The sequence below is a fragment of the Paenibacillus solani genome (genome assembly GCF_001277345.1).
GTDB lineage: Bacteria > Bacillota > Bacilli > Paenibacillales > Paenibacillaceae > Paenibacillus_AQ > Paenibacillus_AQ solani.
In genome coordinates this window covers 142,217-154,402 of sequence record NZ_LIUT01000003.1, presented here as the reverse complement: position 1 = coordinate 154,402, position 12,186 = coordinate 142,217, and the positions used below count along the sequence as shown (strand labels likewise).

The 12,186-nt window shown below is 49.7% G+C and carries 8 protein-coding genes; 5 read left to right on the top strand and 3 right to left on the bottom strand.

Annotation, left to right across the window (positions count from 1 at the left end):
• The first annotated feature begins 87 nt into the window (after positions 1–87).
• On the top strand, positions 88–3,072 hold the full coding sequence (locus tag AM231_RS17995; RefSeq protein WP_054403893.1) for an S-layer homology domain-containing protein: 2,985 nt from the start codon (positions 88–90) through the stop codon (positions 3,070–3,072).
• A gap of 195 nt (positions 3,073–3,267) precedes the next feature.
• On the opposite strand, the gene AM231_RS17990 is transcribed toward AM231_RS17995, so the two are convergent.
• Both AM231_RS17990 and AM231_RS17985 read right to left on the bottom strand, forming a co-directional pair.
• Entirely contained in the window at positions 3,268–4,125 is an 858-nt protein-coding gene (locus AM231_RS17990; protein ID WP_054403892.1) for an AraC family transcriptional regulator, read from the bottom strand.
• Between the two features lie 138 nt (positions 4,126–4,263).
• Complete coding sequence (locus AM231_RS17985) at positions 4,264–5,376, bottom strand: DUF3626 domain-containing protein (RefSeq protein WP_054403891.1); 1,113 nt, start codon at positions 5,374–5,376, stop codon at positions 4,264–4,266.
• 223 nt (positions 5,377–5,599) lie between these two features.
• Between AM231_RS17985 and AM231_RS17980 the strand changes: the two genes are divergently transcribed.
• From AM231_RS17980 to AM231_RS17970, 3 genes are all read left to right on the top strand, one after another.
• Positions 5,600–6,361, top strand: coding sequence for an SDR family NAD(P)-dependent oxidoreductase (locus tag AM231_RS17980; RefSeq protein ID WP_054403890.1), 762 nt, complete (start codon positions 5,600–5,602; stop codon positions 6,359–6,361).
• 299 nt (positions 6,362–6,660) lie between these two features.
• Positions 6,661–8,073 carry an MBOAT family O-acyltransferase gene (locus AM231_RS17975; RefSeq protein WP_054403889.1) on the top strand — a complete coding sequence of 471 codons (1,413 nt, stop codon included), beginning with the start codon at positions 6,661–6,663 and terminating at the stop codon, positions 8,071–8,073.
• A 117-nt stretch (positions 8,074–8,190) separates the two neighbouring features.
• Positions 8,191–9,630 (top strand): copper amine oxidase N-terminal domain-containing protein, encoded by a 1,440-nt coding sequence (locus AM231_RS17970; protein ID WP_054403888.1) that lies wholly within the window; start codon positions 8,191–8,193, stop codon positions 9,628–9,630.
• A gap of 98 nt (positions 9,631–9,728) precedes the next feature.
• On the opposite strand, the gene AM231_RS17965 is transcribed toward AM231_RS17970, so the two are convergent.
• The gene (locus AM231_RS17965) at positions 9,729–10,454 is read right to left on the bottom strand and encodes an MORN repeat-containing protein (RefSeq protein ID WP_054403887.1); all 726 of its coding nucleotides are present in this window, start codon (positions 10,452–10,454) and stop codon (positions 9,729–9,731) included.
• A gap of 236 nt (positions 10,455–10,690) precedes the next feature.
• Between AM231_RS17965 and AM231_RS17960 the strand changes: the two genes are divergently transcribed.
• Entirely contained in the window at positions 10,691–11,674 is a 984-nt protein-coding gene (locus AM231_RS17960) for a diaminopimelate dehydrogenase (RefSeq protein ID WP_054403886.1), read from the top strand.
• Positions 11,675–12,186: the final 512 nt, after the last annotated feature.

The following is a 12,186-nucleotide window of genomic DNA, read 5'->3' as shown; positions in this document are numbered from 1 at the left end:
CAATAAATTCGGAGCGCACAAATAAAGGACAGGTCTATTTCATGAACGGGAGGTTAGAAGTTGAAGATGATGACCGGGAGGAGATGTATGAATATTCGAAAAGGTTATAAATTCATGATGGTACTGCTATGCAGCCTTTTGCTGCTGCAGCCGAGTGCCTTTGCGGCCGTGCCAGACTATGAGAATAAATCCGAGATCGCCCAGCTTGGCGGTAAGGTGGTAGATTTAAAGTCGGGTGATTTCAACCATGACGGTCATTTGGATTTTGCGGCCATAACGGATGATGGGAGTGTCCATGTATTCTATGGCCAGGGGGATGGAACATTTGGTCCTCAACCACAAAGCCTGCAGGTTCTGGGGGTCCCGCATTCACTAGAAATCGATGATTACGATCAGGACGGTCACTTGGACTTGCTGATCGGAACGCAAATGGGGACGTTCATATGGTACGGGGAAGGTAACGGTTCCTTTCGTGATATGAGGCTGCTTTCATTGCTGCCTTCTCAGGATATTGTAGCTGCGGACTTTGATTTGGATGGTAAGACAGACATTATGATTATTAATTTCAATCAGGTTACCATGGTTCACGTTGCCGCAGATAGAACTTTTACAATGATCCCCCTCACATTGACACCAGGCGGCAATAGAGCGACAACCATTACGAATGGAGCCATAGGCACGGTAGATTTGGTTGTGGCCAGTCCGATGCTGGGTCTGCAGCGGTATAAGGGAAATGATTATACGCGGAGCGAGACCTTTCATCTAATACCGGGAAATATCGTGGATCTCGTTTCAACGGATATTAATGGTGATGGGCACATCGATATACTGGCGCTGAATGATATCTTGGGTGTCTTCTTTTATACGAATCATGGGGACAATACATACAATCTTCAGCAGAACTCTCTAGTCCCGGGCAATCAAAAAGTTTATGCTGAGGATGTGAACGGGGATGGCCAATCGGAAATAATCGTTACGACGGGAAAAGGCGTTGAATTGTATTCCAAGGAGTATGCGTCAGCCCAGTTGAATTTGCTGTGGCAGACCGAATTGGCGGCACAGGGAAATGGAATACACCGGGCGCTTGTCGGGGATTATGCCGAGGACGGAACGCCGGACCTTATTCTATCTTCCAATCAAACCCTGTATATCTATAAGGCAATTGTTGTGCAGCCCGAACCGGGAACGCTGAGGCTGGAAGCGGCTGATTACGCGGTTTCGGAGGACGGATCTGAGGTGCGGGTGAAAGTGATGCGTGAAGGAGGCAGTCACGGTGCTGTCGCTGTCTCTTATCATACTGCGGACGGAAGCGCTAAGGCTAACAAGCATTATACGTCAGCTTCGGGAACGCTCGCATTTGCCGATGGAGAGCTTGAGAAATGGATTGAGATCGAAATTCTAAATGATGATATCCATGAAGGTGACCGTGAGTTTTATTTGAATATTGCTGCAGTGCCAGGTACAGTCGTTGGTACCCCAATCCAGGCGGTTATCACGATAACGGAGGATGACCCGCAGCCAGACACGGAAGAGCCGTTATGGCCTGCGGCTGCGGAGCTGCTTGCATCCGACATATCCACCGACTCCCTCAAGCTGTCTTGGCCTGAAGCCACGGACAATGACGAGGTTGCAGAATATCGCATTTTTAATGGGAATGATGCCACGCCGGCAGCAACCGTGACGGGTGCCACGTATTCCTACGTGATGAACGGTTTGGCGGCCGACACATCGTATACGCTTAGCGTCCGTGCCTATGATCGGGCCGGCAATGCGAGCGTTCCGCTCCAGACGACGGTTCAGACGCTGGAAGATCCGAATTCAGGCCCTGATCCGGATCAGGAAGCCCCGGTATGGCCTGATTTCGGACAACTGATGATATCTGACATTAGCACTACATCGATGAGGTTATCCTGGCCGCAAGCCTCGGATGATGAAGAGGTTACAGGATATCGGGTATACCGCGAAGATACCGCAGATACTCCGGTAGCAACAGTAACTGGCAGCACGTATTCCTACGTAGTTGGTGGGTTAACGCCGAATACATCCTATACGTTTCGAGTAAAGGCGTATGACCATGCCGGGAACGAAAGCGCACCGCTCCAGGCAGCAGCGAGGACACTTCAGCTCTCTACGACGCCTCCAACTCCAAGTCCAGGAGGCGATCCTGATCCAGGACCGGCGAATCCGAACCCAACTACACCGATGATTCCTTCGGATAGTGCACAGCTTCATACATTCTCTATTGGAATTGGGGAAACCGGGGATGCTTTGAAGCTGAGTCCAGCCTTCTCGCCGAACGTGTTCGCGTATCGGGCCGAGACCGAGGCGTCAGAGATCCGATTCGATCTGACGGCCGCTCATAGCAAGGCAAGAATCACCGGACCTTGGGATAAAGATGGCCGGATCTCCTTAAAACCTGGGGAGAATGTCATAGAGATTAAGGTAACCGCCGAGAGTGGCAAGGTGAACACGTATACCCTGACCATTGTTCGCAGTGTGCCAAATCTTGAGCCGCCGATCAAACCTGAACCTCCTCAGGCTCTGGAAGCTTTTCGTGACACGAAAGGACACTGGGCTCAGGCAGCGATTGACGAGCTGGCCAGCAAAGGGCTGGTCAAAGGCTACGCTAACAGCATATTTAAGCCGGATTCCTTGATTAGACGCGATGAATTTACGGTGATGCTGGTTAGAGCACTGGCTTTGCAGGGTGACAGCAAATACACGTTTAAAGATGAATCAGACATCCCAAGATGGTCTAGGGAAGCGGTAGGGCTTGCGGCAGAGGCAGGGATTATCCAGGGATATAAGGATGGGCGATTCCAGCCTGCAGGCGTTATCACAAGAGCGGAGTTAACCGTCATGCTCGCCAAAGCGCTAGGTTTAGAACCGCTTCAAGGACAGGATGCCAAGTTTGCAGACCTTGCGAGTTTTCCAGCCTGGGCCAAAGGCTATATCGCCGCCGCATACGCCGAAGGACTGGTTAGCGGTCGCAGCGGCGGGAAGTTCGAGCCGGATGCCCCGGCCACCCGAGCAGAGGCCGTGGTTATGCTTCGACGCATGCTGAACAAGTAACGTCAAGATTATAGCCTTGATGCACAATTTCTATATAAGAGCCGCAAACTCTGTATTGCACAGAATTTGCGGCTTCTTTTATTATGATTTTTTGGCAGAAAAATAATGGGGGTGCTCACCGCATCGATAATATGCTCATGTTTAGGAACGTCTAGCAACGGTGAGCAAAAAAGTGCACGTCTTCAGCGATGGAATCTACTGTGCCTTTCTAACGACAGGAACCCATAACTCGTTCTTATACTCGTCCGGAGGAAGATAGCATTCGATGGCGGGGAGCGGCGCGAGATCATAAGCATGGGACGGTATCCACTCCGTATAAAGCCGTTTCCACATCTCCGCAATGCCGCTCGGATCACCTTCCAGCTCGAATACGGCCCAAGTGGCGGTGGGGAAATGCCGCTGTACCATCGGTTCCTGAGGCGTATCCTGGGATACGACGGACATGGTGTAGTCAAAATGCTCATTCTTCCCGTAGTCACCGTCTGCACAAACACCCAGTATTCCCCGGATTGGATGGTCTTGCACACGATAGTTCCATAGCTTCTCGAAAATGCCCTTCTCCTGAGCCTCCATCCAGAGGCGGGGAACATCTTCATAGGCATGCTGCGTGTTGACTTGCTCCTTGAAACCGACAACGGAAAACTCCTTCATCTCTTCGATTCTGTAATTCATTTCGGCAGCCCCTTGCATTGAGAATTGAAAGGAGATGCGGGGATAGGCCTTCAGTTTGGTGCCGGCCTGGCGTGCGGCCGTCGGCGTTGTGCCATGCATGTTCTGGAATGCGCGCGCGAACGCCTCCGGGGAATCATAACCATATTTAAGGGCAAGGTCGATTACTTTGATTTCGCTATTTTGCAGCTCGTAGGCGGCCAGTGTCAGCCGGCGTCTCCGTATGTATTCGGACAGCGAAACATCCGAAATGAACGGAAACATGCGTTGAAAATGGTACACGGAGCAGCAAGCGATCTGAGCAGCCTCAGCATAATCGATCTCTTGGGTTATGTGTCCTTCTATATAGCCTATGGCCTCATTCATCCGCTGGACCCAATCCATCCGGTCATCATCCTTTCTAAGATCAATATATAAGAAGCTGCGCCCAAAAGACCTAGCCGTTGCTGCACGGATATCGCTAGCCCGGTTATCTTTAGTCGGACCCTCATGCCAATGCACGTACTTAGGCAAAAATACAGCTTAACGGTTTGGTGTATACGGATATGAATGTCCATACTTTACGAGCACATGCCACAGCTGTTTGAGATGCTGGAAGGTTTCATCAAAAGTTCCCCAATCGCTCCACTGGATTGGATCATGGTGCAGTTGAGCAGCGGCTTTGCCAATAATAGCTGCATCCAGCATGCCCAGCGAGCCTCCAAAGCGTTGATCGATCCGTTTGGCGAGCGGTGGCATGACGGGTCCCCGGAAATCATCCGGAACATCCTGTACAGCAAGGCAGAAGCCTGGATGCCAGGACAAGGTGAGGTCATACCGTACACATAATGCATGGAGCAAATGCCCGATCGGGGAGTCCTTATAGGATGGATCGGCCACTAGGGCCTCCACATCGCTGGACAAGTCGATGACACCATGGATCTGCGCTTCAATATAATCATCCAAGGAACGACCGACAGGTCCGGAGAAACCGGTATGCGATAAAGGCAGATTAAGAATGCGCTCCAGCATGGACGGAATGTCCACATTCGGGAAACCCAGGGCCGAGCCTGTGGTCTCAACTTGATGCAAGAGTGCAGCGAGAATCGAATCCCATTGACGGATGGTGCCCACAAATTCAGGACCTGCATGACTGTCTCCGAATGTAAAGGTGCAGCGGTTCAATATGTTAGGGGAAAGCACCAATAAACAGGAACCGAAGCGGGGAGATGCGCCATCGGCATAATTCATGAGATTGAGTGCTCCGTATTTCGGCCGCTCGTCGTTACGCACATCAGGCTGCTGGTAGGCACCGCCAAACAGGAGCCGTTCCCATTGGTCGCGGTCACCGCCCGGGTAGGCGGTTCGGCTTCCATTCGTCACGCTCGAGATGAACTGGTTATGATATATGCCTTCGGCCAAGAGGGATTCGATGACAGCGTGTCCGGTGGGCATTATCCGATCCGGATGGAAATTTAACGTAACACGTGCAGACTTTCCGATATGGGTTAACAGCGAGCCGATCGTTACGGAGTCTTGTTCATGTTTCCGCAAGATTTGTTCCGTCATTTCCAAAGCGACTTTTCGTTGGCCCGCCGCTGTTGATTCGACATGAAGAATCGCTTGTTGCTGCGCTTCAGATAATCGTTCGCTCATACTTGGATTTCCTCCATACTCTCCATACTAGACAACGATCGCTATAGTTCTCATCATTTCTAGCCCACAGGCAGAGATTCCTCTATTGCTGCTGCAAATTAACGTACTTTAGGCCTTAATTGGATGGATTTACTGGGGAGGGGAGATTGGAAACGATTGCCACTGACGAGCCATCATGCTTTAATGAAACTACATAGAATCTAAGGTGATGGAGGTATTACATATGCAGCCTAATTTCAGCATACAGGATAAAATAGCGATCGTGACAGGTGCAAGCAAGGGGATCGGTTATGGCCTAGCCCAAGCGCTTGCGGCGGCAGGCGCCAAGGTTGCCGTTATGGCACGAAGTGTTGCAGCGCTGGATCAGTTGGTGGAGGAGATTTCCCAATCAGGAGGCCAAGCTAGGGCTTATGAGCTGGATGTACGGAATGTGGAGCAGATCCGTTCCGTATTTGATCAAGTTGCTGAGGATTTTGGCCAAATTGATATTGTGGTCAACAACGCTGGCGTGGGAGAAGGAATGCTGGCTGAAGACATTACGGAAGAGTATTGGGACGAGATGCTGGATGTGAACTTGAAGGGTGTATTCTTCTGCTGTCAGGCTGCCGGCCGCATCATGCTGAAACAGGGATATGGAAAAATCATTAATGTCAGCTCACAGGTGAGTGTTGTAGGCATTACCGAAGGTGCTGCATATTGCGCTTCAAAAGGCGGCGTAAACCAGCTCACGAAGGTGCTGGCGCTGGAGTGGTCCAGTCGCGGCGTGAATATTAACGCGGTCGGCCCTACCTTTATCCATACGCCGGGAACTGCCGAGAGGCTGGATTCTCCGGATTTTCGGGACGGTGTACTCGCCCGGATTCCGGCGGGGCGGATCGGAACCATTGGTGATGTGGCGGGAGCGGTCATCTATTTAGCTTCCCCGGCATCCGATCTTGTGACAGGTACTTTATTGCTTGTGGATGGCGGCTGGACGGCGCAATAGGCTGCATGTCATGCAAGATTATAGATTTCCTTGCAATCTAAACTCATGAACGGCATCTTCCATGCTATAACTTCATAGAGGAAGAGCATGAGGCCGCATTCTAGCGGTCTCTTTTTTTATATAAAGCTTATGTTTATTACAACAAAATTCGATATAATGATATAGCAATATTAGAAGGTAAATAATATCGCATCTGTAAAATATATGATATTATCTAGGTCTAGGGATACATGCCTAGAAACGACAAAAAAAGCGTAGCAGCTGCCACAATCAGATATGTTGGAGGTGCCTTCTCGGGCATGTTATTTAATTCCTATCCTTTTATATTTGTATTCCTACCGATTACCGTTATCGTTTATTTTGTGCTAAACCGATTTCGATATGGAGTGGCGGCCAAATGCTGGCTGGCACTCTCTTCGTTGTTTTTTTACAGCTGGTGGAATATCAGCTATCTTCCTTTGCTTCTTGGATCCATTGCGTTCAACTATACGATCGGAAGGCTGCTGCAAGCCCGGCAAACGGTCTCCCAAAATCCTTCTTCAACTCAGAGGAGACGTGTATCAAAAATCATATTGTTTTTGGGCATCTCTGGCAACGTGCTGCTCTTGATTTACTATAAATATGCCGATTTCTTTCTCGTTAACATAGGAGCAGCTACCGGATGGGAAGTACCGCTTTTAAACCTGGTGCTGCCTCTGGGGATCAGTTTTTTTACGTTCACCCAAATTGCATATTTGGTCGATGCTTACAGGGGGAAAGCCAGTGAGTACAATATCATCAATTATGTATTATTCGTTACGTTCTATCCGCATCTGATTGCGGGCCCGATTCTGCATCACGGCGAGATGATGCCGCAGTTTGATCGGGTTCGGGGGAAGCTGTGGGACTGGGGCAATGCAGCGAACGGCATTTATATATTCTGTATCGGTTTATTTAAGAAGGTAGTGATTGCCGATACCCTGGCGGTATATGCGAATGCAGGTTTTGATACGGCGTCAGGCTTTGTGGACTCCTGGATCGCTGCCCTGACTTACACGTTCCAGCTCTATTTTGATTTCAGCGGCTATACCGACATGGCTATCGGTGCAGCGCTTCTATTTAACATCCGGCTGCCGCAAAACTTCAATTCGCCTTATAAGGCGCTGAATATACAGGATTTTTGGCGCCGCTGGCATATGACGCTAAGCCGTTTTTTACGTGACTATATTTATATCCCGCTTGGGGGCAACCGCCGCGGCGAAGCGATTATGCTGCGCAACCTGGTGCTTACGTTCCTCATCGGGGGGTTATGGCACGGTGCGGGCTGGACATTTCTGTTCTGGGGCCTGCTGCACGGCGTCGGGCAAGTGATTCACCGGTTATGGGGGAAGCTTGGCATCACAATGCCGCGTATTCTTGCTTGGGCGATCACGTTCGTGTTCATTACGGTTACCTGGGTCTTTTTCCGTGCAGAAACCTGGGCCGAGGCCATGCGATTACTGAAAGGAATGAGTGGGCTGGCAGGCTTGCATCTCTACTTGAATTCAGCCTTATTAGAGCCGCTTGCCTTGATTGTCGTGATCACACCGATGGTTCTGCTAGGCCGTAATTCTTCAGAACTGTCCGTGTCCTTCCGTCCGAATTTCAAACAAGCCATCACTTGTGCGGTCCTGTTTGTCATCTCTCTCATGTATATTACGCGCATCAGCGAATTTCTGTATTTTAATTTCTAGGAAAGGCGGCTATACAATATGTCAACGCCATCCACAGCCACCAAGTCAGCCTCACCCAAGTCGAGTGCAACTGTTTCTCCAGTATCCTTTCGCCCTCGCAGGCGGGCAGGGAGACGCATGCTGATACAGTTTGCGCTTTGCACCATTATCGTGGCTCTGCTGGTTAGTGGTATGACCTATGTGCTGGATCCGCTTCAGTTCTACCGCAAAGCCACATGGTATCCACCCGTTTTTACCAGTGAGCAGCGGTATCAGAACCCGGGGCTGGCCCGCAATTACTCGTATGATACGATCATTCTTGGTACGTCCATGACGGAGAATTTCCTGCCGTCTGAGGTAGGAGAGGCTCTGGGAGGACAAGCCCTCAAACTATCCATGCGCGGTTCGACAGCAGATGAACAGTACAAAATTGCATCACTGGCCCTTCAGACAGGCAAGGTCAAAAAGGTGTTGTGGGGACTCGACTACTTTTCGCTAAAGAATCCGGATGAAGGTGCAGATGCTTATTTCCCGGAATACTTATATGACGACATCTGGTGGAATGACTATAAATATTGGTTCAATTACTCGGCCTATGAAAATTTTGCGAAAGGGATCGTGAAAATGCTCATGGGAGATTCACCCCAAAATATAGAGTACCTGTACAACTGGAACTATGAGGCGACCTACGGAAATGATCAAGTGATGAAAGCCTATGAACGGGCCAGAAATACGGAATACTATTTTGGCATGAATGAAGAGCCCATCGAGCAGGTTCAGCACCATTTCAATACGTATGTGTTGTCGCTTGTGGAGGCCTATCCTGATGTCGAGTTCATGATATATTACCCGCCTTACAGCATTCTGCGGCAAAAGCTGTGGCAGGATACGAATCCGGCCCGATACAGCAATCAGCTGGAGATGAAGACATGGATGTTTCGGCAGCTGAGCCAATACGGCAATACGCAAGTGTACGATTTCCAAGCTGAGGCCGAATGGACTTATGACTTTACCCAATTCAAGGATCTCTCGCATCATTCCCAGGACATTAACTCCCGGATCACCCAAGCAGTGGGCGAAGCGGATGCCCGATATAGAATGACGGCAGGTAATGCAGCTGCATTCGTAGAACGCTTGATGAAACAGGTTGATACGGTGCTGATTATGGGAAAGGAAGTCCGGAGTGTAGAAGTAGTTATCGCTGGCAGCATGGAGTCCGTTCCCTTTACAATTCGGAAAATGCAGGATGAACAGGAACTGATGGTACCCGTAAAGGAAGCGGTTAAAGCGCTTGGGATATCGGCAGATTATCATGCCGGAGCGATGACGTTGTCCGGTCACAATGCGGTAGCCGAACTGACTGTAGATTCTGCGAAAGCGCGGATTTGGAGCGGCAAACAGGAGCATAATAAGGAGCACGCAGAAACCGAAATCACCCTGCGGCATGCTCCATATATCCTGGAAGGGAAGACGATGATTCCACTTCTGCAAACGGCCGAACTGTTAGGATACAACGTAGAAGTGCGGAAGCTGGATCGCTATACGCTACAATTTGTACTCGAGGGTCCTACTTTATAGACAAAATGTGATTGATAGGCTCCCTCGTTAAATAGAAGAACCCGGTCATTGCTTTAGGCATGTTACCGGGTTCCTTGATGATTGTATTGGGGGCCAGGTTATTTTAATGGAACCTGCTTGGACAATGCCTCAAATTGCTGCAGGTGAGGAGCCACTTTAGTTTGAATGCTCTTGAAATATTGGATTGCGGCGTCATTTTGACGCTGTTCAGCCGCCGAGTTGGCAGGGAAGATCGAATATTTCTTGTTAACGGTTCCGTTTTTGTAATGTACGCTGAACATCGTTCCGGTGGCCCAAGCTTTCTTCATGTTTTGATTGGAACCCATAATGACGAGCGATTCCTTACCATTTTTGTAGGTAAAGCTGTAGTCGGGATCCGCGATGGCATGTATGACATCGTACCCGTTTTGGAAGATGCCTGCCTGGAATGTCCCTTTCTGGATCTGATTCCATCGGACGGACCCGTCGGGCAATGTCACCTTATGCGTCAGGATGCCTTCGCCATCCATTTTGTCATTGCTCCAAAGGCCGGTGTATACCACTTTATGTGTTTCCCCGTCTACTTGGTATTCGTTAATGTATTTGCCGTTTCCGGTGCGCTTCCCGTTAGTGAAATCGCCGGAATATTGCTTGCCATTCCCCCACTTGATCGTACCGCGTCCATGGGGCTGACCATTGGCTGCTTCACCGTAATAGGACGTGCTTTCGGAGATCTGTATCCATTCCTTGACGGGGGCTGCTTCGACGGAAACCGGGGCTAATGACGTGGATATTAGGGAGAATGACAAGGTTAAGCTTACTGTGAATGCCGTTATTTTTTTCATAAACATGTAGGCTCCTTTGTTGATATGTCTCTATTATACACTTCGCTGGTTATTTCTTCATTCCCGTAATCTGGTAGTGTATTGGATAATCCGATCGAAAGTTTGCACTATCCGGATAAAAGGATTTTCAGTGCATATCAAAAAAGTTTACAATTGAATGAGTTTGATATACTTATACTCTATAGCAGTACATTAATATTGTGCCGAGAGTATGGATTAGTAAAGGGAGGATAACATTGAACACATCAGTTAAAGTAGGAATCGTAGGTTACGGTAACTTGGGTAAAGGCGTCCAGAAAGCGATCGGACAAAATCCGGACATGGAACTGGTAGCCATCTTCACACGCAGAGATCCGCAGCAGATGCCGGCGAATACCGGCGCCCGCTTCGAGCATATATCCGCGGCAGAGCAGTATATCGGCAAGATTGACGTTATGATTCTGTGCGGTGGTTCAGCTACGGATCTGCCTGAGCAAACACCGCAGCTTGCAAATATGTTTAATACGGTAGACAGCTTCGATACACATGCTAAAATCCCTGAGTTTTTCGAAGAGGTCAATAAGGCAGCAGTAGCTGGTGGCCATATCAGTGTCATCTCGACAGGCTGGGATCCAGGTTTGTTCTCCATGAATCGTTTGCTTGCCGAATCGATCCTGCCTGAAGGACAAACGTACACCTTCTGGGGCAAAGGCGTCAGTCAGGGCCATTCAGATGCAATTCGCCGTGTTTCCGGTGTACAAGCCGGAGTTCAATACACCGTTCCGGTGGAAGAGGTTATCGACCGGATTCGTTCAGGCGAAACGCCAGAGCTGGCAACACGTGAGAAGCATCGGAGAGACTGCTTCATCGTTGCCGAAGAAGGAGCGGATCAAGAGCAAATCCGTCAAACGATTGTATCGATGCCTAATTACTTTGCTGATTATGACACGACCGTGACTTTTATTACACAAGAAGAGCTGGATACTCAGCATGCCGGGATGCCTCATGGCGGTTTCGTTATCCGCAGCGGAGTTACCGGGTCCGGTAATAACCAAATCATTGAGTTTGGTCTGAAGCTCGACAGCAATCCTGAATTTACATCCAGCGTGCTCGTGGCTTATGCGAGAGCTGCACAACGTTTAAGCAGAGAAGGGCAGCAAGGGGCCAAGACGGTGTATGATATTCCGCTGGGCTACCTCTCCCCAAAATCGGCTGAAGAGCTCCGCCGCGAGCTGCTGTAAGCCTGTAAGAAGCAGAAAGAAGCCCTACCGCATATGTGGCAGGGCTTCTTCTTTGGGTGCGCCCGGCATGGGCGATAACTTGGCGGTGAAAGTCCGCTACAGGCTTGGCAGTAGGAACTGTTAGCCAAAGGCAAGGGTGTCGGTCGTGAGGCCGAATCTGAAGGAAGCCGGAGGCAAACCCTCGGTCTGACGAACAGAAATCACATAAGAGGCATGGTGAGACGGACGAGCTTGCCTAACAAAGCAAAGTCCAATACTGCCCGAATCTCATCATGTAAATGTGGCAGATGGATGAGGGGAAGGTTATCGCTCTTACCCGGGGAGGTCTCACTGACGTCAAGTAGGAAAAAAAACCGAAAGACGGAGTAAAGCTTGTGGTGAGAAGTCAGCAGAGGCCATAGTACCGGAAAGTTTTTTTTTTTTCGGGAAGGGCCGAATCGTAAGTCTCGAGTACATACAGGAAGGAGAGTCGGCACGATGAAAGCAGAATACCGAAAGGGCTGCCCGCAAAG

Coding starts and splice junctions, on each gene's coding strand:
- AM231_RS17965 (WP_054403887.1), bottom strand. CDS start 10,454: ATGAAAAAAATAACGGCATTCACAGTAAGCTTAACCTTGTCATTCTCC.
- AM231_RS17980 (WP_054403890.1), top strand. CDS start 5,600: ATGCAGCCTAATTTCAGCATACAGGATAAAATAGCGATCGTGACAGGT.
- AM231_RS17970 (WP_054403888.1), top strand. CDS start 8,191: ATGCTGATACAGTTTGCGCTTTGCACCATTATCGTGGCTCTGCTGGTT.
- AM231_RS17975 (WP_054403889.1), top strand. CDS start 6,661: ATGTTATTTAATTCCTATCCTTTTATATTTGTATTCCTACCGATTACC.
- AM231_RS17995 (WP_054403893.1), top strand. CDS start 88: ATGAATATTCGAAAAGGTTATAAATTCATGATGGTACTGCTATGCAGC.
- AM231_RS17990 (WP_054403892.1), bottom strand. CDS start 4,125: ATGGATTGGGTCCAGCGGATGAATGAGGCCATAGGCTATATAGAAGGA.
- AM231_RS17985 (WP_054403891.1), bottom strand. CDS start 5,376: ATGAGCGAACGATTATCTGAAGCGCAGCAACAAGCGATTCTTCATGTC.